16 protein-coding genes are annotated in these 21,966 nt (G+C 63.3%); 6 read left to right on the top strand and 10 right to left on the bottom strand.

Going from position 1 to position 21,966, the window contains the following annotated elements:
- Positions 1 to 167 precede the first annotated feature (167 nt).
- The gene (locus ACVOLV_RS08365) at positions 168 to 2,651 is read right to left on the bottom strand and encodes a DEAD/DEAH box helicase (RefSeq protein WP_481553976.1); all 2,484 of its coding nucleotides are present in this window, start codon (positions 2,649 to 2,651) and stop codon (positions 168 to 170) included.
- A gap of 130 nt (positions 2,652 to 2,781) precedes the next feature.
- Positions 2,782 to 4,980, bottom strand: coding sequence for an IgaA/UmoB family intracellular growth attenuator (locus ACVOLV_RS08360; RefSeq protein WP_481553975.1), 2,199 nt, complete (start codon positions 4,978 to 4,980; stop codon positions 2,782 to 2,784).
- 216 nt (positions 4,981 to 5,196) lie between these two features.
- Between ACVOLV_RS08360 and ACVOLV_RS08355 the strand changes: the two genes are divergently transcribed.
- The 3 genes from ACVOLV_RS08355 to rlmF all read left to right on the top strand — a co-directional run bounded on the left by ACVOLV_RS08355 (position 5,197) and on the right by rlmF (position 7,638).
- Positions 5,197 to 5,715 carry a hypothetical protein gene (locus ACVOLV_RS08355; RefSeq protein WP_481553974.1) on the top strand — a complete coding sequence of 173 codons (519 nt, stop codon included), beginning with the start codon at positions 5,197 to 5,199 and terminating at the stop codon, positions 5,713 to 5,715.
- Between the two features lie 88 nt (positions 5,716 to 5,803).
- The gene (gene tmk / locus ACVOLV_RS08350) at positions 5,804 to 6,466 is read left to right on the top strand and encodes a dTMP kinase (protein WP_481553973.1); all 663 of its coding nucleotides are present in this window, start codon (positions 5,804 to 5,806) and stop codon (positions 6,464 to 6,466) included.
- 185 nt (positions 6,467 to 6,651) lie between these two features.
- The gene (rlmF, locus tag ACVOLV_RS08345; protein WP_481553972.1) at positions 6,652 to 7,638 is read left to right on the top strand and encodes a 23S rRNA (adenine(1618)-N(6))-methyltransferase RlmF; all 987 of its coding nucleotides are present in this window, start codon (positions 6,652 to 6,654) and stop codon (positions 7,636 to 7,638) included.
- A 168-nt stretch (positions 7,639 to 7,806) separates the two neighbouring features.
- On the opposite strand, the gene ACVOLV_RS08340 is transcribed toward rlmF, so the two are convergent.
- The 7 genes from ACVOLV_RS08340 to ACVOLV_RS08310 all read right to left on the bottom strand — a co-directional run bounded on the left by ACVOLV_RS08340 (position 7,807) and on the right by ACVOLV_RS08310 (position 14,642).
- The gene (locus ACVOLV_RS08340) at positions 7,807 to 8,988 is read right to left on the bottom strand and encodes a DUF3667 domain-containing protein (RefSeq protein WP_481553971.1); all 1,182 of its coding nucleotides are present in this window, start codon (positions 8,986 to 8,988) and stop codon (positions 7,807 to 7,809) included.
- Positions 8,989 to 9,165: 177 nt separating this feature from the next.
- Positions 9,166 to 9,615, bottom strand: coding sequence for a nuclear transport factor 2 family protein (locus ACVOLV_RS08335; RefSeq protein ID WP_481553970.1), 450 nt, complete (start codon positions 9,613 to 9,615; stop codon positions 9,166 to 9,168).
- Positions 9,616 to 9,702: 87 nt separating this feature from the next.
- Positions 9,703 to 10,245 carry an RNA 2'-phosphotransferase gene (locus tag ACVOLV_RS08330; RefSeq protein WP_481553969.1) on the bottom strand — a complete coding sequence of 181 codons (543 nt, stop codon included), beginning with the start codon at positions 10,243 to 10,245 and terminating at the stop codon, positions 9,703 to 9,705.
- 220 nt (positions 10,246 to 10,465) lie between these two features.
- A complete protein-coding gene (locus ACVOLV_RS08325) occupies positions 10,466 to 11,887 on the bottom strand; it encodes a short-chain fatty acid transporter (RefSeq protein WP_481553968.1) in 1,422 nt (473 codons plus the stop codon).
- Between the two features lie 202 nt (positions 11,888 to 12,089).
- Positions 12,090 to 12,731 (bottom strand): hydrolase, encoded by a 642-nt coding sequence (locus ACVOLV_RS08320; RefSeq protein ID WP_481553967.1) that lies wholly within the window; start codon positions 12,729 to 12,731, stop codon positions 12,090 to 12,092.
- Positions 12,732 to 12,989: 258 nt separating this feature from the next.
- Positions 12,990 to 13,679, bottom strand: coding sequence for an isochorismatase family protein (locus tag ACVOLV_RS08315; protein ID WP_481553966.1), 690 nt, complete (start codon positions 13,677 to 13,679; stop codon positions 12,990 to 12,992).
- Positions 13,680 to 13,775: 96 nt separating this feature from the next.
- On the bottom strand, positions 13,776 to 14,642 hold the full coding sequence (locus ACVOLV_RS08310; RefSeq protein WP_481553965.1) for a pirin family protein: 867 nt from the start codon (positions 14,640 to 14,642) through the stop codon (positions 13,776 to 13,778).
- Positions 14,643 to 14,766: 124 nt separating this feature from the next.
- Here ACVOLV_RS08310 and ACVOLV_RS08305 point away from each other — a divergent pair, with 124 nt between their 5' ends.
- The 3 genes from ACVOLV_RS08305 to ACVOLV_RS08295 all read left to right on the top strand — a co-directional run bounded on the left by ACVOLV_RS08305 (position 14,767) and on the right by ACVOLV_RS08295 (position 19,123).
- Positions 14,767 to 15,672: a LysR family transcriptional regulator gene (locus tag ACVOLV_RS08305; protein WP_481553964.1), complete on the top strand. Its 906-nt coding sequence runs from the start codon at positions 14,767 to 14,769 to the stop codon at positions 15,670 to 15,672.
- An 85-nt stretch (positions 15,673 to 15,757) separates the two neighbouring features.
- Positions 15,758 to 16,942, top strand: a complete 1,185-nt coding sequence (locus ACVOLV_RS08300; protein ID WP_481553963.1) for an OmpA family protein — start codon at positions 15,758 to 15,760, stop codon at positions 16,940 to 16,942.
- Between the two features lie 261 nt (positions 16,943 to 17,203).
- Positions 17,204 to 19,123, top strand: coding sequence for a M61 family metallopeptidase (locus ACVOLV_RS08295; protein ID WP_481553962.1), 1,920 nt, complete (start codon positions 17,204 to 17,206; stop codon positions 19,121 to 19,123).
- A gap of 543 nt (positions 19,124 to 19,666) precedes the next feature.
- Here the strand turns inward: ACVOLV_RS08295 and ACVOLV_RS08290 are convergent.
- Positions 19,667 to 21,613 carry an N-acetylmuramoyl-L-alanine amidase gene (locus ACVOLV_RS08290; protein WP_481553961.1) on the bottom strand — a complete coding sequence of 649 codons (1,947 nt, stop codon included), beginning with the start codon at positions 21,611 to 21,613 and terminating at the stop codon, positions 19,667 to 19,669.
- Positions 21,614 to 21,966 lie beyond the last annotated feature (353 nt).

The following is a 21,966-nucleotide window of genomic DNA, read 5'->3' as shown; positions in this document are numbered from 1 at the left end:
CCCCCCCCCCCCCCCCCCCCCCCCCCCCCCCCCCCCCCCCCCCCCCCCCCCCCCCCCCCCCCCCCCCCCCGCTCCTACAACAGCTGCGGGCTCCGCTGATCCCGCAGGTGCTGCCGTTGCCAGCCCCGCCTGTTTACGCAGGGCCTTCAATTTGTCCAGGCTGATGCTCATGGCAGCAGGTCGACGGCCTCGTCGATGACGATGGTCGGCACCTGATCGCATCGCTCGGCCGAGAGCAGCGACAACACGGTTAGTGCCAAGGAGCGCGGTGTAGGCCCCTTGTCGTCTTCCTGCGCAGCCAGTACCGGACCCACACAGGCGGGGCAGCCGGCATTGCAGTCGCAACGTTCCACCAACTCCAACGCGCGCTGCACCAACTCACCCTGGCGTTGCCATAGCGGTTCGCTCAGGCCAACGCCACCGGGGAAGTTGTCGTACAGGTATACCGTGGGCACGAAACTCTGCATCAGCTCCACCGTGGCTTCGCCGGCTTCATTGCCACGCAGCTGGCCGCGGCCGGTCTGGTCGGCCACTGCAAACCAGGCGCCGTCGCCATTGCCCACCGCTTTCTGCAGATCGCGTGCATCGGCCATCACTGCGACGGTGGCGACGATGTGCAGCGCATAAGCGGCACCGAGGAAGCCATCCAGCGCATCCTGCTTCTGCGCGAAGCTGCGCAACAGCGTGGCCTGCGGCAGCTGCCACCACACCGAGGTGGTATGCAGTTCCTGGTCGGGCAGGTTGACCGGACCGTAGCCGATGTTCTCGTGGGTGTAGTAGCGGATCTTCTTGTAGCCGGCGACGCGCCGCACCACATGTACTTCACCGTGATGCGAGTCGCCACGGCCGGCACCATTGCCGTCGAAACGGTCCAGTACCTTGAGCTTGGTGTAGTCGATGCTGTCGGTGTAGTAGTCGACGTGCGTGCGGGTGACGTAGGCCTTGCGGCCGTCCCAGTCCAGCCGCTCAACTTGATATGGCGTGCTCTGCACCATGTGGATGGCGCCTTCGTACAGGGTCAGTGCCGCGGCGGAATAATCCACTTCGGCGATGATCTGTTGCTTGCCGTCGCTGCGGTCCACCACCACGAAGTTGCCATCGGCGACCGCGCGCAGGCTCACTGCATTGGCGGGATAGCTGTCGGCAATCCATTCCCAGCGATCGCCTTCCTGGTGCACCACCTCGGTCTCGGCCAGCGCCTGCAGGAACACCAGCGGATCGATCGGCCCGAACGGCTCAGCGGCCAGGAACGGCAGCTCGAAGGCCGCGCAGCGGATGTGATCGAACAGGATCAGCGGCTGGTCCGGCGAAATGCGTGCGTGCTCGGGCGTGGCGTTGGCGAAGAAATCCGGATGCCGCACCACGTACTGATCCAGCGGCTGGCTGCTAGCCACCATCACGCCCAGCGCGGCCTGCTGGCGACGCCCGGCGCGGCCGAAGCGCTGCCACGTCGCCGCAACGCTGCCGGGGTAGCCGTTGAGGATGACCACGTCGAGCGCGCCGATATCCACGCCCAGCTCCAAGGCCGAGGTGCTGACGATGCCGTCGATATTGCCGGCACGCATCGCCCGTTCCACCTCGCGGCGCTCGGTCGGCAGATAACCGCCGCGATAGGCGCGGATGCGTGCCGGCTTGCGCGGGTCGTTGTCGAAGATGTCTTTCAGATACTTGGTCAGCACTTCCACCATCAAGCGCGTCTGTGCGAACACCAGGGTCTTCAGGCCACTCTTGATCGCGATGCGGGCAATGCGGTTGGCCTGCGAACGCGCCGAGGCGCGCAGGCCAAGATCCGGGTTGATCACCGGCGGGTTCCACAGCAGCACGTGCTTGGGCCCGGTCGGTGCGCCGGACTCGGTGATCGCATGCACGCGCTCTTCCACCAGTGCCTCGGCATGCGCATGCGGGTTGCCGATGGTCGCCGAGCACAGGATGAACTGCGGTTGCACGCCATAGAACGCGCAGATGCGCTTGAGCCGCCGCAGCACATTGGTGACATGGCTGCCGAACACACCGCGATAGGTGTGGATCTCGTCGATCACCACATAGCGCAGGTTCTCGAAGAACTGCGCCCACTTGGTGTGATGCGGCAGGATCGCCTGGTGCAGCATGTCCGGGTTGCTGACCACGATGTCGCCATGCAGGCGGATCGCCTGCCGCGCATCGCCGGGCGTGTCGCCGTCGAAGGTGAAGGCCTTGACGCCCAGATCGCCGGCGCGGTTGAGCTCCAGCAGCTCGGCCACCTGGTCCTGCGCAAGCGCCTTGGTCGGGAACAGGTACAAGGCCTTGGCATTGCCTTGCATCGCCGCGCTCACCACTGGCAAGGTGTAGCACAGCGACTTGCCGGAGGCGGTGGGGGTGACGATGGCGACATGCTCGCCGCGCTGGCTGGCGTCCCAGGCCTCGGCCTGATGCGAGTACAGCTGCTCGATGCCGCGCGCCTTCAATGCGGCTTTCAGCGCCTCCGGCACGTCATCGGGAATCGGTGCATAGCTGCCTTCGCGGCCGGGAAGGGTGAAGCTGCCGGTGACCCGGTCCTTGTAGCGCCGGGCCAGGCGTTGGCCCAGCAGCGAGCCATCACGCGAGGGCAGGCCATCGGTGGTTGCCAGCGCCCGTTCGCTGGCTTCGGTGCGGGGAGCGAGGGAGAACGCCATGCACGGACTGCCGATCAAAGAGCATCATGGAAGCACATCGCCGTCTCACGGGCTGAGACGGCGGGCTATCCGACGCATGGGGTGCGTTGGTCGCGGAGTCCAGTTCAGGTCGCGATCATTGCTCCAACCCTCAGAACAGCAATGGCTGGCCCGGCGGAGGCCGCTTGCGCAGGTCCTCGTTCAAGGCCGCGCGCCGGCGCTTGGCATTACGCACGCCGATGATCAGTAGCGGTAGCTGGCTGCCAAACAGTGCCAGGCTGAGCAACAACAGCAAGGTGCCACCGATGGCGGAGGGCGTTTTGTCCGGGTCGCCGTCCAATGCCGACAACTGCAAGCGCAGGCCACCATTGTCCTTTGACGTACCAATGACGCGGGCATTCACTTCAAACGGTGACTCGCTAGCGAGCAGCTGTTGGGTGCGAGCCCATTGTTCCAACAGACCGTTCGAGCTGTACCCGTCATCGCTGCCGTAATCACGATCGGCACCGCCATCTGCCGCTGAAGGATCTGTAGCGCGCTCATCCAATGCCAAGGTCACGCCGTCCTTGCCCTGCTCCAGAATGCGCGTGGTTTGCTGAGCCAGCGCATGGGCGATGTCTGCAGCGGCGAAGTCACGGGTAAGCCTGCGGACGGCGTCTACGTCACCCGGGTTGAGTTCGATGGAATTGAAACTGCGCGGAAGATCGCCCAGCTTTCGCAACTCGCTCGCCAGCTCAGGCCAGGCAGTCAGCCGCCGGCTCCCGCTTTCATCGTGGACTTCCAGTTGCAGGGTGCTGGCAAGCGAGGCCTTGAGCGCTTCGCATTGGTTGGACGTGGTTGTGCATACGGTCTCCAGCAGAGCAACCAGATCATGCAGTCCGCTGACTTCCAGGGTGGACGGAGCGGCACCGAAGGGGTAGCCGCTTGCCCCCGCCATCATGGCGGCGAGCATCGCGCGCGAACTGGACGTGCGTGTCTGCAGGTAGTCACCGGAATACAGCGCCATGAGCGCTGGATCCAATTTGAGCGAGCCCACCTTGACGGGGCTGCCACCCCAGCGGATCTGCTTGCAATCGGCGCTGGCAATCATTTCGCCAGAGTCATCGCGCTGCATCGCGGGCGCGCAATAGCCGGTGCCGGAGATACGCAGCGTGTCGCCAGTCGATGGAGGGTCCTGCAACAAAGACTGTGCGCTCGTATCTTCACGCAGCGTGCCGGGAATGATTGCGGCAACGCTGGCTTTCAGCTCCGAGACCGGTCCATCGCTACCCAGCAGCGCCAGAACCAATCCAAGCGCCCCGACCAGGGTCAGTAGCAGTGGCGTGCGCCAGCGGGCTTCGGGGAAGCGCCGCTGCTCGTCTTCCAGCGACCAGCCATCACCCAGACCAAGAACCCGGCCATCGCCACGATCCACTTCAATTTCAACGGATTCGCCCGAGGTGATGCGACCGCTGTTCTGCCAATGCTCGGGCAGTTGCAGCTTGAGACTGTCGCCGAGAAGTGCGTGCTTGTTGACCACGGCGGCATTGTTGGCGGTGCGTTGCGAGAAAAAGAAAAGTGGGCCATTGGCGCGATCAACCTTGCGCTGCACGCGGCTGTCTGTACGTGGGCGGCGTAGCATCAGGGCAATGCCTGCAAGTACGCATACCAGCCCGCAGATGATGAACACCACCTGGGCGGCATGCCCCAGCCGGCATGCTCCAAGCCACAGCAGAATGACGGCAGCAAGCCAGCTCAATGCCATCGGCCTGTTCCAACGCTGCCGCAGGCGCAGGTGTGCTTCCACTGGGGTTTCCGCGCGCTGACGCAGCCACTCCACGTTCTTCTGCACGGGGACCGTCGGAGTTTGATTCGGATCGCTGCTGGTCAGGTCGTCGGAAGGCTTGGATTCCGCGGGAACTGCCGCTGGCGTAGTCACTGTCGCGCCGCTGGCGGCACGTTGCCGTCCCGAAACCACGTCGAAGCCATTGAGCGTGACGACGATGGCGATGTTACCGGAGATGACAACTTCGGCTTCGTTGTCATTGCCCAGGAAGTCTGCGGCGTCGTAGGGCAGCAGGACAGTCACATCATTGATGGTGTCGTGCATGGTGGTGCCGCTATTGATGCTGACCCCATGCTGGCGGTAAGGCCCTTTCAGAATGCGAACCTCGGGAAGGAACAGCAGCTTCTCCGCAACCTTCAGCGGCTCAAGAGCGGCGGCTTCCTGCTCTGTCAGCAGGCGCGTGACCGGTGCCTTGCGCAGCACCAGCAAGGCGTCGTGGTTGTTTGAACGCCTTGACTGATAGATGAGATAGCTGACGAGGGCGAAACCCAGCAGAAGTATCTTTACAACAATGTAGAAGCTCATGAGTGCAACCCTTGCTTGGTTGCCACACTGAGCTGCGCACATGCGCTTGCCATCCTGACCATCGTTCCTCCTATGAACTGATCGGTGAAATCCATTTCTTTCGTTGAATGTAATCAATCACCGTGTTGCTGAATGTGAATAGACAACACGAAGGTCACGGCAGCAGCTACGAAATTTGAAGGTGGCGTCGGTAAAATCGTATAGCTTGAGACCGTCATGATAGGACTGGCAGGGATGCGGCGATATAGGTCGATACTGGTACTGGTAGGAGCGCTGGTGTGCGTGACCGCGCAGGCACAGCAGGTGTCTGCGCCCCCCGCCACAGGCCCTGCTGAGCCGCTTGAGGTGACCACGTCGACAGATCAGGCCACCCAGACCGCTGCAGAGCAAGGCAACGTCACCACCCTGGCTGAAGTACGCGCCATCAAGCCCGAAGACGATGAGCCGCTGGACCTGTACCGCTTCAAGAACCCGGTGCAGGCCGCGCCCAACCGCTTCAGCAAGAACTGGAGCGAGCCGCCCACGCCCGAGCAGGTCGGCATGAGCGGTGGCTACCTGATGATGGGCATCGGCTATGGCTTGATGAAGGCCGGACAAGGCCTGAACAAGCTCACCGGTGGCCCCGACCAGATCCAGTCCGCCATCGCCCGACCACCGCCGGAGCTGACCGAGCAGGAGCAGCAGCGGGCCGCCGAATACTGTGCGATCAATGGCTGCACCGCGCCCGCGCGCTGAAGCCGGACTGTTCCCTGCGTGGCGGTTGGCCGGGCTGCAGCGGCGTCAAGTCGAGCGATATCAGCCGGATCCGATTAAAGTAGCGCCCATGGATAACCAACAGATTCCCGGCGGCCTGCTCATTGCCATCGAAGGCATTGATGGCGCTGGCAAGACCACGCTCGCCCACACCCTGGCCCAGCACCTGCGTGCCGCAGGGGCACAGGTGGTACTGGGCAAGGAACCGACCAACGGCCCGTGGGGCACGCGCCTGCGCGCCACCGCCGCCACTGGCCGGCTGAGCCCTGAGCAGGAGGTTGAGTACCTGCTGCACGACCGCCGCCAGCACGTGGAAGAGGTGATCACCCCGGCCCTGGCGCGTGGCGAGGTCGTCATCCTCGACCGCTACTTCCCGTCGATGGTGGCCTACCAGGGCGCCGCCGGCCTGCCGCTGGACGAGATGCTGCAGGCCAACGACTTCGCGCCGCGCCCGAATTTGCTGTTGTTGCTGGACCTGCAGCCGGAGCAGGGCCTGGAGCGCATCCGCGCGCGCGGTGACAAGCCCAATCACTTCGAGACCGCGCAGAACCTGGAGCGTTGCCGGCTGATCTTCCAGCAGCTGGAGCTGCCCAACAAGCAGGTCATCGACGCCAGCCGCAACGAAGCCGAAGTGCTGGCTGATGCGCATGCGGCGATTGCCGCGGCCTTGGCCCTGCGCGTGGGTGAACAGGGCGCGCAGCTGCTGCAGAACGTGCAGGGTTTGGAGCTGTAGAAGGTTGCTGTCGCTGGCAGCGCTCGCATCCCACCTTGTGTGTGGGAGCGGCGTTAGCCGCGAAGCTGAGGCTGCGGAAGCGCAGGTAGCGTGTGCCATCTGTTGATGTACGTGCTTCGCGGCTTACGCCGCTCCCACAAACAACCAAAGCCTCCTGTTTGTCGCTACTGACATCCAACAAGCACATGACTTCTTCGTCTCAACGCCCACGCGCCAAGCCCAATGCCGCACCGGCAGCGCTGCTGCACCCGCGCAACCGCCATCAAGGCCGTTATGACCTGGCGCGCCTGGTCGCGGTGAATCCCGCCTTGCGCACGCACCTGGTCCGCACCCCGGCCGGCACCGACAGCATTGACTTCAGCAGTCCAGCCGCCGTGCGCGAACTCAACCGCGCGCTGCTCGCCAGCGACTACGGCATCCAGCATTGGAATATTCCGGATGGCTACCTGTGCCCGCCGGTGCCGGGTCGGGTGGATTACCTGCACGGTCTGGCGGATCTGCTGGCTGCAGACAACAACGGTGTGATTCCGCGCGGCACCACGGTGCGCGCGCTGGATATTGGTGTTGGCGCCAACTGCATCTATCCGCTGCTGGGGCAGGCCGAATACGGCTGGCGCTTCCTCGGCAGCGATATCGATGCCGATGCGCTGCAGGCCGCCAATGCCAATGTGCAGGCCAATGGTCTCGGTAATCTCATCGAGCTGCGCCAGCAGCATGCTCGCGGCAATCTGTTCGCCGGCCTGCTGCAGGCCGATGAGCGTTTCCACCTGACCCTGTGCAACCCGCCGTTTCATGCGTCGGCCAAGGAGGCCGCGCAAGGCAGCCAGCGCAAGCTGCGCAATCTCGGTGGTGCGCAGGCAGGCAGCCGCAAGGCGCCTGCGCTGAACTTCGGTGGCCAGGCCAACGAGTTGTGGTGCACCGGTGGTGAGGCCTCGTTCCTGCGGCGGATGATCCGCGAGAGCGTGGATATCCAGCATCAGGTGCTGTGGTTCAGTTCGCTGGTGGCCAAGAGCGAGCACCTGGCCGATATCCACAAGCAGCTGGCAAAAGTTGGCGCGGCCGAGGTGCGTGAGCTGGCGATGGCGCAGGGCAACAAGCAGAGCCGCTTTGTTGCCTGGAGTTTCCACCCAACCGTTGCACGCAAGGCGTGGCTGCAGGCAGCGCAGGCCTGAACCATTGCGTGGTCAATAATCGTAGCCCGGGTAAGCGCAGCGCACCCGGGGCTGTTGGCGTGTGGCCTGAAAGATGCCGTGCTACCTGTTTCCCGGGTGCGCTGCGCTTACCCGGGCTACATGAGCCGATCGCACTTCGCTCAAGTGAACCGTGGTTTCAAACCGGCTTCAAGCCGATACGCCGGCCAGCACCGCGTACATCACGACGAAGGAGACCAGGAAGAAATAAATGAAACCGATGAAGCTGTAGCGCAGCAGGGTCAGGATCGGATTGCCGCCGTATACGCGCTGCTGCATCCAGAACAGATATACCGGAACCGCCAGCCACAACAACACATACAGCCAGGCGCAGATCGAGCTGACCAGCGCGTTGCCGATCGCACCGCTGATGCCGGCGATGAGGAAGGTGGTAAGCAGTACCAGCATCAACCAGCAATGGCTGTACAGCGCCACCACCAGATGCTCCAGATAGCCCATCGGCCGCCGCATGATGTAGGCGAAGCGCAACACCAGCGCGAAGATCGGCATCAGGAAGAACAGCGCACCAGGCAGCGAGGTCAGGATGGCCTGGACATAGAGGTCGGTCTTGTTGCCCATGCGCTCGACATTGGCCTGGCCATTGGCCAGGCGACGGTTCAACCAGTTGCTGACGAACTTCGGCCAGCCGTCCAGCACGACAGGATTGGTTTCAGGGTCCCAGGGTTTGCCGTTGATCGGGACATTGATGAAGACGGCCTTTTTCTCTGCACTGACACGTTCGGCAGCCTCGTCAGCACGCGCCAGCGCCGAGTCGGTAGCGCTGCGAGCAGATGGCTGCGCCTTTGCTTCGAGTTCCGCGGTGCGCTGCGCGGCTGAGGTGTTGATCGCTGCCATGGCCATGGCGAGCGCCGCAGCGGCAGCGGGATTGGCCTGCTGCTGTTGTTCAATCTGCGCCACCTGGGCGGTACGCACAGCTTCCACCTCGGCCACGGTCTGTGCCTTGGCGAAGGCCGGATCGGCATTGCTGCCGGTGCCGAAGTCATCGCTATGCAGGGTCAGTTTGCCGACGAAGAAGGTGAACAGGGTGAGGATCACGAACAGTCGCAGCGGCTGCACATAGCCGACGCGCTGGCCTTTGAGGAAGTTGACCGCGATCCGGCCCGGCACCAGCAGATCGCGCAGCGTGCGGAAAATGCGCCCATCCAGATGCCAGAACGATTCGAACACCTCTTCGACCGCATGCCCGAAATTCTTCAGCGGGTTATGTGCCGACTGCCCACAGCCATGGCAGTAGTGGCCCTGCAGGGGCGTGCGGCAGTTCTCGCAGGCACCGTGTTCGGAAGTGGAATGCACGACTTCGGTCTGGCTCATGGCTGGCGCGGCGGGCAACGGTTGGAAGTCGCATACGATAACGGGGTTTGCTGGCTCCGTTCAGTATCAGTTCAAGAAAAATTCAAAACGAAGCAAAGCCCCTCTCCCGCCTGCGGGGGAGGGGTTGGGGTGGGGGGAGGCTTCTGGCACGTAGACCCAAAGTCCAAACCACCCAACTCAAGAACTCCGCACCTTCCGATGCCACAAGGCATTGACGATCACCCAGCGCCCGTCAAACCGGCCCATCTGCAGGTGATCGATGAACCACGGGCTCTCCAGCCGCACCGTGGCGATATCCTCATCCACCTGCAGCACCGTCACCGTGCGCTGCCACTGCTCGCGCGGCGTCTTCAGCGCGCCCTCGCGGGTGAAGCGGATCAACTCATCCGAGCTCATCCGGCCCAAGCCCAGGGTTTCATTCGGTTTGGCAACCAGATTGCGCTTGGCCAGGTCCGGGTGCAGCGCCCGCGTCACCCGCGCGACATCGCCTTCCAGCTGACCGTCCATATAGTCGTAAGCGGTTGCCTCGATGGCTTGCAGGGTGGCGGCATCCGGCGGTGCGGCGACGGCACTGCCGGCAACGCAGAGCATTCCCACAACAAACACGCGTAGTGCAGCTGACAGCATGGCCGGCTCCTGATGGGTGGTGGCTGGGGAATCGTGGCAGTTGCGGCGGGGGATGCAATGGGCTGGAGGTCATTTGTCGTGACGGAATCAACGCGAAATGAACGCCACCGGCACATGGTCGGTAAGCCAGACCCCGTTGTCGGCCTGGTAGAAGGCAAAGCCCTGCATATGCATCTGCTGGCAATCAACCTTCAGTAGCACCGGCTCTCCGTAGCGCTGACCCACGGAAATGGCAGTGGCTTCATCGGCGGACAGGTGCACCTGATGGCGGTTGCCGGGGCGCAGTCCTTCAGTAAGGATCGAATCAAGAAAGCGATGGGCAGTGCCGTGGTACAGCATTGACGGTGGCTTCAGGGCTTCACGCTTGATGTCGACGGTCTTGGTCGAATGGCCTTGTACTGCGCGTATCCGTGAGCCATCGTCGGACAAGGCGAAGCGCTTCTTGTCGTTGCTTTCCACCACCGTAACGACCAACGCGGCATCCAGATTACGACCCGCATTGCGTGCAGCTTCGATCAAGGCGGCTATTGACGCCCAGCCTTCGCTGTCCAGTTCAAGACCAATGGATTGGGGTTCGTGGCGTAATACGTAGCTCAGGAACTTGCTGACTTCGGTGAGGTTGCTGCTCATTTTTGTGGCGTTCTGAGGTAGTCGATAGGCGTGATTGGAAGATTCCTTCAGTTGGTGCGCTGTTTCAAGCCATGGTGGATCTGGCTCGTTCAGTGGTGTCTTCAGTGTCCTCCGCTTCGTTGGTAGAGCTTCTGCCGAGCATGGCTCGGCACTACAGGGTGCAGAAATCAGAACGCCACGCATTGCGTGGCGTTCTGCTTTCAAGCGTTGAGGCGATCGATCAAGGCATTACGGGTGGCGTATACGCCAGCGTCGCACCCAATGCCCACAACAGCAGCAGCACCAACGGCGTGTGCACCAGCAGCTGTACGAAGGTGAAGCCGATCAGGTCGCGGGCCTTCAGGCCGAGCACGCCGAGCAGCGGCAGCATGTAGAACGGATTGATCAGGTTGGGCAGGGCTTCGGCGGCGTTGTAGATCTGTACCGACCAGCCGAGGTGGTAGTGCAGATCATTGGCTACCTGCATCACGTACGGCGCCTCGATGATCCACTTGCCGCCGCCGGAGGGAATGAAGAAACCCAGCACCGCCGAGTAGCTGCCCATCAGCAGCGCGTAGGTGTCGTGGCTGGCGATCTGGGTGAAGAAGGTGGAGATGATGTGGGCCACGCTATGGCCTTCGCTGCCGTTGACCGTGGTCATGATGGCGGCGATGGAGCCGTACAGCGGGAACTGGATCAGTACGCCGGTGGTCGAGGGCACGGCGCGCGATACCGCATCGAGGAAGCTGCGCGGGCGCCAGTGCAGCAGCGCGCCAGCCATCAGGAACAGCAGGTTGTAAGTGTTCAGGCCGGAGATCGCCTGGATCGCCGGCTTGGTGCTGAACTCGTGGATCAACCAGCCAGCGGCCAGCGCAACCAGCAGCAGGATCAGCAGCGGGCTGTGTTCCAACCACTCGCCGGGGCGGGTCGGCTTGGTTTTGACCGGTGCCGCATCGCTCATGACATCCACGCCGCAGTCGGCGGCATCACGCGCGGAGTTGGCGGCCGGTGCGGTGACGTAGGAAATGATCAGCGACACCACCACCAACGCGGCCAGCAACACGCCGGACTGCCACAGGAAGATGGTTTCGGTGAAGGGAATGACGCCGGTGATCGACAGGATCGACGGCGGCAGGCTGGCCGGGTTGGCCTGCAGCTGTGCGGCCGAGGAGGACAGGCCCAGCGCCCATACCGCACCGAGACCGAGATACGCCGCCGCACCGGCGGCGCGGTAGTCCATCTTCAACTCACTGCGACGGGCCAAGGCGCGTACCAGCAGGCCGGCGAACACCAGGCTCAGGCCCCAGTTCAACAACGATGCGGTCATCGACACGATGGCGACCAGGGCGACTGCGCTGCGGCCGTTGTTCGGTACGCGGGCCAGTCGATCGATCAAGCGTGAGGCCGGGCCGGAAGACGCCACCACATAGCCGCCGATCACCACGAAGGCCATCTGCATGGTGAAGGGGATCAGGCTCCAGAAGCCGTCACCGAAGGCCTTGGCGGTGTCGGTAGGCGCGGCGCCTATGGACAAGGCCGCCAATGAGACCGCGGCCAGGGCGAGGGCGGCGAACACCCAGGAGTCGGGGAACCAGCGTTCGGCGAAATTCGCACAGCGGATCGCAAAGCGCGCCGAGGCGGTGTCTTGGGCAGTGGGCTGCATGGGGCGGATACCGTGGGGAAACAACCGGGGGACGGTAGCGCGGCAGCGGTGACGGGTGGAACTGGACCTTTGGATAGTGCCTGCGTATTCATGCAGGAAGTCACACCCGGCGCGATGCCTGTTGATTTCCTGGATGCCGCAACAAGAAGCCCTTGTGCCTCTCCCTCTCCGTTTGCCGGAGAGGGAGGGTGGCGCTATCTGCTTACTCGGCAGCGTCGTAGGAGAACTGGATGCCAGCGGTACCACCGGTGCTGATGAACAGCTCCATGAACTGCTTGGCGGTGTCGGCGCGGTTCCAATCGCGCTGCAGCTCACAGAACAGCTGCGGCACGCTGATCAGCTTGCCGCCGGCCTGCTCGATGCGGCGCAAAGCTGCCTCATGCGCGGCCAGCGAGGTACCGCCCACGGCGTCCACCGGGACATACACCTCATAGCCTTCGCGCAGTGCGTCCAGTGCCGGGAAGGTGAGGCAGGCCTCGGTCCACAGTGCGGTCATGATCAGCTTCTTGCGGCCGGTGGCTTCCACGGCCTTGCGGAACTCCACGTCCTCCCAGGAGTTGATGGTGGTGCGGTCGTAGGTGGGCTCATCCTTCAGCACGCGGCGCAGCTGCGGGATTGGCGGGTGGTTCAGGCCGGTCTTCACGTTGACCGTGGAGTGCACGATCGGCAGGCCGTAGACCTTGCCGGCCTTGGCCACGCCGACGATGTTGTTGACCAGCAGCTGGCGATCCATCGAGGCGATGGAGTTCACCTGTACCGGCTGGTAGTCGATGACGATCAGCGCCGAGTTTTCCGGGGTCAGCAGGTCGTCGCGCTTGGGGTCACGCTTGGTTTCACTGGTCATGGCGAGGTTCCTTTCTGGGGTGCTGGAGGCGCAGCACGCGCGTGGGCATCGCGCCGCATATCGCGGCGGGGTAGACGGGTGACTTACTTGACGAGGTCCATGAAGTACTTCGCTTCCATGCGCTCGACGGCGTCGACGTGATGCGCTTCGAAGTAGTTGATGTGCGGTCCGTGGTGAGGGTGCTTTTCGCGTAGCTCGTGGCTGGTCCAGTGCTCGACGAAGATGAAGCGGCGTGGGTCTGCTGGGTCGCGATCCGGCTCAGCTGCGCTGCGAATCCAGCTGCTCGTGGTTGCTCATCACTTCCTGTGCCTTGCTATAGCTTTCGATCAGCAACTGGTAGTTGGGGAAGATGTTGGTATAGGCCTGCGCCCATTCGGCGGCGTCTTCGCGGTTCCAGGTCTTCTGCAGTTCAGAGGCGACCGCAGCCACATCGATGACCACGACGCCAGCCTGCATCATCCGCGCCAGGGTGATTTCCTGCGCCTGCTTGGAATAAGTGCCGGAGGCATCAATCACCGCAAATACCTGGTAGCCATCGGCCACCGCTGCAATCGACGGGAACGCCATGCACACGCTGGTGATGGTGCCGGCAATGATCAGCTGCTTTTTGCCGGTGTCCTTCACTGCCTGCACGAAGTCCGGGTTGTCCCAGGCGTTGATTTCACCTTTGCGCGCCACGTATTTCGCATGCGGTGCGTTTTGGTGGATCTCCGGAATCAGCGGGCCATTCGGGCCCTGCGGCACCGAGGCGGTGGTGATCACCGGGATCTTTGCCAGCGAGGCAAGCTTGGCCAGTGTCGAGGCCAGCCTGCGCAGGGTGGTGAACGGCATGTCGTGCACGGTCTGGAACAGGCCGCTCTGGTGATCGATCAACAGCATTGCGACGTTGTCCGGATCGATGACGGGTTTTGCGCCGTTGAAGTTGGCAACTTGAGGGAAGGTATACATGGCTGTCTTACCACTGGGAGGGGCAGGGTCGCGCCGACGGGGTAACGCCAGCGCGAGAGAAAGATGACCGGGTGGTTAAACCCGGTCATCGGCGGATTACGCTGCGATCTGGCCGAAACGGCCGGAGTTGAAGTCATCCATCGCCTGACGGATTTCTTCCTGCGTGTTCATCACGAACGGGCCGTAGCCGGCGATGGGCTCGTCGATCGGCTCACCGACCAGTACCAGCACGGTGGCGTCGGCATTGGCCTCCAGTTCCACCTCACCGGCAGCACGGTCGAACAGCACCAGCTGGCCTTCACGGGCAAGCTGGCTGCCGTTGAGCAACACAGTGCCGTGCAGGATCACCATCGCCACGGTGTGGCCTTGCGCGAACTGCAGCGTGGTGTGCTTGTCACGCGACAGGCGCAGGTCCCACACGTCCATCGGCGTATGCGTGCGGGCCGGACCACGCTGGCCGCCGAATTCACCGGCGATCACCCGCACCTTGCCGGCGTCATCGGCCAGCGCCACCACCGGAATGTCGGCGTTGCTGATGTTCTGGTAGCCCGGCGTGGACATCTTGTCCTTGGCCGGCAGGTTGACCCACAGCTGCACCATCTCCAGCTTGCCACCGCGCTGGGTGAAGGCTTCGGAGTGGAATTCCTCATGCAGGATGCCGGAGGCAGCGGTCATCCACTGCACGTCACCCGGGCCGATCTCGCCACCGGCGCCGGTGGAGTCGCGGTGCGCCACCTCACCGTCATAGACGATGGTGACGGTCTCGAAACCACGGTGCGGATGCTGGCCGACGCCGCGCGGGGTCTGCGCTGGCTCGAACTCGGCCGGGCCGGCGTGGTCCAGCAGCAGGAACGGACTGAGCTGGCGGCCGTGGGTGTTGTACGAAAACAACGAACGGACCGGGAAGCCATCACCGACCCAATGCGGGCGGGGCGCGCTGTACAGGCCACTGATCTTCTTCATCTGTCTGCTCCTTGGGCCGCGCGGGGTGCGCCGGCGTTGGAGTGAAGATTAGATTTGGGACGATCACCCCGGTAGACGGCAAAAAGTGGTCTGATAGTCCTATTTGGTGAACGCTGGAGCCGAAATGCTGGACCTGAACGACCTCTACTACTTTGCCAAGGTGGTCGAGCACGGCGGCTTTGCCCCGGCCGGACGCGCGCTGGGCGAGCCCAAGTCCAAGCTGAGCCGGCGTATCGCCTTGCTGGAGGAGCGGCTGGGCGTACGCCTGATCCAGCGTTCCACCCGCCACTTCTCGGTCACCGAGGTCGGCCAGACCTTCCATGCGCATTGCCGGGCGATGCTGGTGGAGGCCGAAGCCGCGGCCGAATCCATCGAGCTGACCCGCTCGCAGCCGCGTGGCGTGGTGCGGGTGAGCTGCCCGACCATGCTGCTGGATTTCCGGGTGGCGGCGATGGTGGCCGAGTTCATGGCGCACTGCCCGGATGTGGAAGTGCACCTGGACGCCACCAACCGCCGCGTCGACGTCATCGCCGAAGGTGTTGATGTGGCGATCCGCGTGCGCCCGCCACCGTTGGAAGACAGCGAGCTGGTGTTGAAGGTTCTGGCAGAACGCACTCAATGCCTGGTGGCAGCACCCTCATTGCTTGAAACGCATGGCCATTCGCACGGGCCAGCCGATCTGCATCTATTGCCCAGCGTTGCCTTGGGCGTGCCACAGGGCGAACACGTCTGGCGCCTGATCGGCCCCGATGGCGCGAGCGCCGAAGTGCCGCATCAGCCGCGTCTGATCACCCGCGGCATGACCGCGCTGCGTGCTGCGGCACTGGCGGGTGTCGGTGTGGCGCAGTTGCCGACGATGATCGTGCGCGATGCACTGGATGCAGGGCAGCTGGTCAATGTCGCCCCGGACTGGGCGCCGCCGAAGGAGATCATCCACGCGGTGTTTCCTTCCAGGCGCGGCTTGCTGCCATCGGTGCGCTTGTTCATCGACCACCTTGCGGCGTCGTTCGCTGCCTTGGACGAGTGCTGATCGACAAGCACTCGTCCAACGCGGTCACGGAAATTGAACGGCGCCTTGGCAACAATGCCCGCTCCCGCACAAACGGAGTTGCTGCATGCGTGTTGCTGTCCTGTCACTGGCTTGTCTCAGCGTTCTTGTCGCCGCCTGCGGGCGCGACGCACCTGCCGATCAAACGGCTGCTACTGCGCCGGATGCGGCGCCTGCAGCGGCCCCTGCTGCAACGCAGTCCAGCGCGGAAGTGCTGACTGCCGGCAGCATCGAATTCCCGGTGATACCGACCATCGTGGTGCCGAGCATCATCGGCAGCGGCCCGGCGCAGAAGCGGCTTGAGCAGTCGATGCAGTCGCTGATCGATCCGCTTTCAGGCATCACGGTACGCCCGGCAAACTGTGCCACAGACGGTGCGCTGGTCAATGAAAGCGGCTTCACCAATGTCGATGCGCAGGGCAACCTGGAACGTGTCGGTGGCCACGGCGTGTTCAACATCGGTGCCGATGGCAGTGGCCAGGCGGTGACTGGCGATGGCGTGGTGGAGGTGAAGTCGGATGGCAGCGGCAGCGTGGTCAATGAGGCCGGCACCTTCGAGGTGAATGCCGATGGCTCCGGCACCTATGTGGGCGCGCACGGCAACATCGAACTAGACGGCAAGGGTGCCGGCAGTTGGGTAGGTGGCTTCGGCAGCATCGAGAACCATGGCGATGGCTCGGGCAGCTGGGTTGGCAGCGACGGCAACATCGAGATCAACGCCGACGGCTCGGGCAAGTGGATCGGTGGCCCCGAGGGCATCGTCGAGAACCGCGGCGACGGCACCGGCACCATCGGCGCAGTACCGCGTGAAGTGAAGATGGCACCGCTGCCGCCGTTGCCGCCCGCCGGCAAATTCCCGCTGCTGGACAAGTTCAAGCCATCGGGTGCGCCGTGTGGCTACGTCATCACCCTCAACGACAAGGTGCTGTTCGATTTCGACAAGGACGTGATCCGCCCCGATGCCGGCAAGGTATTGGATGTGCTGGCGACGGCGCTGGGCAAGGTGCCGTCCAGCGCGATGGAGATCCGCGGCCATACCGATGCCAAGGGCAGCGACGACTACAACCAGGATCTATCCGAGCGTCGTGCCCAGGCGGTGCTGGCAGCATTGCGCCAGCGTGGCAGTGCTACCGACGCGGCGGCACACGGCTACGGTGAATCGCAGCCGGTTGCGCCCAACGAAGTGGGGGGCAACGACAATCCGGGCGGCAGGCAGCTGAATCGGCGTGTAGAGATATTTGTTCGCACGTAAACCAGCGCTTTGTTTGTGGGAGCGGCGTAAGCCGCGACGCCACTGGACCAACCGAAGCAGCAGACAGCCAAATCCAACCCAGCCAACTGCGATCGCCACGAATGCCATCCCCATGGGCATTCGTGGCTTCGCGGCTTACGCCGCTCCCACAAAATCAACAAAACCAAAAATCCCACAAACCCCTGCAGATGACCATCGGCCCGTGTCATGCACTGCAGGCTTGTCGCATCATGGCCCTCTCAGACAAGCGAGAGGTTGGTGATGCATGTGTTCCGTCCTGCAGTACTGGGGTTGGCCCTGATGGCCGCCATGGGTTTGGCCAATGCGGCGCCGGCGGTGGCTGACGTGGACGCACGCGGGGTGAAGATCAGCGAGGCCGCGTATCCGGGCACCATCCGCCTCGAAGTGGACGCCACCGACCTGGGCCAGCGCGTGTTCAAGGTGCGGCAGACGGTGCCGGTGCAGCCGGGCCTGCAGCGCTTCCATTACCCGGCCTGGTTGCCGGGTAGCCATTCGCCCAGCGGCCAGATCGAAAAGTTGGCCGGGCTGGTGATCAACGCCAATGGCCAGCGCCTGGAATGGGTACGCGACCCACTCGACGTCTACACCTTCAACGTGCAGGTGCCCGAAGGCGTCAATGAGCTGCGCATGGACTTCCAGTTCCTCAGCCCCACCGATTCGGCGCAGGGCCGCACGGTGATGACGCCAAACATGCTCAACCTGCAGTGGAACGCGATGCTGCTGTATCCGGCCGGTCACGCCGCACATGCCATCACCTATCAGGCCAGTGCGCGTTACCCGCAGGGCTGGGATGCGGCCAGTGCCCTGACCGTGGCCAGCCGCAACGGCGACACCGTCAACTACGCACCGACCAATCTGGAAATCCTGGTGGATTCACCGGTGTTCGCTGGGCGCTACCACCGCATGTTCGATCTGGCCCCGGCCGGTACCCGCCCGGTGCGCTTGAACGTGTTTGCTGATCGGGCAAAAGATCTGGAAGCCAAGCCCGAGCACATCGAACAACACCGCGCGCTGGTGACGCAGGCACGCAAGTTGTTCGGCGCCGAGCATTACGATCACTACGACTTCCTGTTCGCAGTGACCAACCAGCTCGGCGGCATCGGCCTGGAACACCAGCGTTCCAGTGAGAACAGCGAAGACCGCGACTACTTCAGCGGTTGGGATGCCAAGGTCGGCAGCAGCGATCTGCTCGGCCATGAATACACCCATTCCTGGGACGGCAAGTACCGCCGCCCAGCCGATCTGGCCACCTTGAACTACAACGTGCCGATGCAGGGCAGCCTGCTGTGGGTGTACGAAGGGCAGACCCAGTACTGGGGCAATGTGCTGACCGCGCGCGCTGGCATCCGTCCGCTGGACGCTTCGCGTGATGCGCTGGCGATGGTTGCGGCTACCTATGCGGACAACCGTCCCGGCCTGGAGTGGCGCTCGCTGGGCGACACCACCAACGACCCGGTGATCGCCCGTCGCAAACCCAAGCCGTACCGCGGCTACCAGATGAGCGAGGACTATTACCAGGGCGGGCAGATGCTGTGGCTGGAAGCCGACGTGCGCCTGCGCACGCTCAGTGGCGGCAAGCGCAGCCTGGATGATTTCGCCAAGGCCTTCTTCGGCCAGAACGACGGCCAGTGGGAACGCCCGGATACCTATACCTACGACGACGTCGCCGCGACGTTGGAGCAGGTGCAGCCGACCGGTGACTGGTCGCAGTTCCTGCGTGACCGCCTTGAACGTAGAACCGGCCTGGTTGGTGGCATTGAAGCGGCTGGCTGGAAGCTGGTCTACAAGGACAAGCCCAGCGCTTACTTCAAGGCGACGATGAAGGGCCGCGGTGCCAACTTCATCTATTCGCTGGGTGTTTCCTTGAGCCCGGCCGGCTACGTCAATGAAGTGCGTTGGGACAGCGCGGCGTTCAATGCCGGCGTCGGCACCGGCATGCAGGTGCTGGCGGTGAACGACCTGCAGTACAGCGCCGACGAGCTGGAGGAAGCCGTGCGTGCCGCCAAGGACAGCAAGCAGCCAGTGCGTCTGCTGGTGAAGGAAGTGGATGTCTACCGCACGCTGAGCATCGACTATCACGACGGCCTGCGTTACCCCACGCTGGAGCGGATTGAAGGCAGCACCGACTATCTGACCCCAATCTTCACTGCCCGCAAATAAACGGGGGACTGTAGTGCCGAGCCATGCTCGGCAGGGGGCTTTACCAGCAGGATCAAACGCTCCCCTCATCCCAACCCTTCTCCCGCAAGCGGGAGAAGGGCTGCAGCCAAAGCAGTTCCTGTAGTGCCGAGCCATGCTCGGCAGGGGCCTTGCCAGCAAGATCAAAAGCTCCCCTCATCCCAACCCTTCTCCCGCAAGCGGGAGAAGGGCTGCAGCCAAAGCAGTTCCCATAGTGCCGAGCCATGCTCGGCAGGGGCCTTGCCAGCAAGATCAAACGCTCCCCTCATCCCAACCCTTCTCCCGCAAACGGGAGAAGGGCTACAGCCAAAGCAGCTCCTGTAGTGCCGAGCCATGCTCGGCAGAGGCCTTGCCAGCAAGATCAAACGCTCCCCTCGTCCCAACCCTTCTCCCGCAAACGGGAGAAGGGCTACAGCCAAAGCAGTTCCTGTAGTGCCGAGCCATGCTCGGCAGGGGCCTTGCCAGGAAAGCCCGGGGGCAGCATGGCTGCGCTCTACAAGGTGAGGCCATCGGCCTCCAGGCAGATCAATTCGCTATCTGCACATCATCGATATACACATTGAGGTCATACGCGGTATTGGCGTGATACAGCCAGATCGCATCCAGCGTGACACCGCTGCCGGTGATGGCGCCATTGCCGCTCACCCACGCATTCCACTGCGCCGCATCGCTCAAGGCCCACGATACATACGTCCAGGTGTTGGCTGCGATGGCCTTGCTGGTTGATATCTCGGTGCCGTCGCTATCGTCGATGCCGATGCCAACCGTGGTTCCAGTGCCGCCACTCCACACCCAGAACCCGACAACACCATTGGCACGTGTCAACGTGGTGTTGCTCGTCGGTGCACCGCTGCCCGACAGCAAGCGCACCGCCCAATCGGCGGTGCTCGCGGTGTTGTCCTGCAACAACACCCGCAGCGAGCAGCTGCCATTCTTCTGGGTGGTGCAATCGCGTGTAGCTGTAGATGAAGTGCTGATGCCGGTAGTACTGCCCGAGTAACTCGGGCTGGTATCGAAATGACCGACGCTGCTCTCGAAGCGATCCAGGTAGGTGATGGTGCCAGTGCCGCCACCGCTGCCAGGATTCAGCAGCGCGTAGTACTTCGACCAGTTCCAGTTGATGCCGGGGTCGGTATGCGTCTGGCCACTGTAGTGCTGGTGGCCCTTGATCTTGACGCTTGTGGCCAACACGTTGATGCCGCTGCTGGATGCCCCGCTATATGCACTGGCGCAGCTGATCGCGCTATACGTGGCGCAGAAGTTGCGGACCAGTGCTGCCGAAGCGTCATACATGGCATTGGTGTACCAGGAGCTGTTGTCGACATAGCCCTCATGCTCGATGCCCAAGGTGTAGCTGTTCTGGCTGCCGACGTGCCAGGCGGTATCGGCGTTGCGCACCATCTGTGTCACCTGGCCATCGGAGGAACGGATGACATAGTGCGCGCTGACCTGTGCCGAGGCATTCTTGAACCAGGAGATGGTGCCGGCATAGCTGCCCTGCGTGGTGTGGATGGTCACTGCACTGATCGCTGCCGAGCGCGATGCCGCGTAGTTGGAGGTCGAGGCCGCACTCCATATCGCGGGGGCATAGTCGGTGCTCTGGATGCTGGCATCCAGTGACGGTGTGGTCGTGCTGGTGCCAATAGCAGTGCTACGTGTCTGCAGGGTCTCGCTGATGGGATCGATTCGGAAGGCGTCCGTTTCGACGCGATCCTTGCTGATGTCCAATCGCACCATCGGTGCGCGCAAGGTCACCAGCTGCGGCGCGTCGAAGGCCTGCTCCCAGGCAATTGCGCGCTCTGGCACGACGATGCCGCGGTCATTCACGCCGCGGTCCTGCGCCAGCAGCACGTCGTAGGCAAAGCTGGTGCGCGCGTAGTCGTCGACGGCGCTGCGTGCAGCCAGGTCGCTGCCGCGAGGCGTATAGCCTGCGTAGCGCATCAGCGCGGGACGGATCGCTTCAGGTGCCGGCGCGCGGCCAGCGCCGGCTTCGGGATGGTCCAAGCGGATCTGCGCATCCAGCAACGCAGCGGCGGCGAGGATATTGGTTGCCGCGTCGCTGCGCACGGCAGCTGTGGATACGCCAAGCAGCTTGGCGGCTTCGCCAACCTGGTCCTCGAAGCCACCACCGGCATACAAACCCATCACGCCCCAGGCGGGCGGCATGCGCAGATGTGCGTCATTCTGGTCGTGCGCGTCCGGCTGCAACGGTGACCAGCGGCTTTGTACATAGGCCAAGGATTCCAGGGTTCCGCGCGGAATGCCGGGGTAGCGTCGATAGGCTTGCTGGAAGTAGCGCGCATACATTGCCCGCAACGGCAGCATGCGTGCTTCTTCCATCTTCAACTGCATGTCCAGCACCTGTTCGTTGTCGGCGACAGGTGCTTTGATCGTGGTTTGGGCAAGTGCGGGAACAACTACGGCACTGGTGATGACGGCAGACAGCAGCACGGCGGTATGACGGTGCATCATCGGTAGGACCCCCAAGCTTGGAACCCCCTGCGAGTGTGGTTCTACCGCAGCTGTTCTGTGCGCGGGTGAAGGCGAGGGTCAATCAGTGATGGGGTTCAAGGAGTTGTTGGATGGGTTGCAGGTGGGAGTGACCGCAATCCAAAGCGAAAGGCACCTCTCCCCAACCCGTCCGGCCCGAAGGCGTAGCCTTCGGTCGTTCATCAGGCCGCGCGCCAATGGCGCGCAAGCAGGCCTTCTTCACCCCCTTGCCTGCGGCAAAGGAAGGGGGCAGATACTGGGCTGTGTTGCTGCCTTGCCTTCCCCCGCATGCGGGGGAAGGTGCCCGAAGGGCGGAAGGGGGCGCTGTTGATGTT

The organism is Stenotrophomonas sp. STEN023, assembly GCF_056760135.1.
This window is presented reverse-complemented; position numbering and strand designations above follow the sequence as displayed.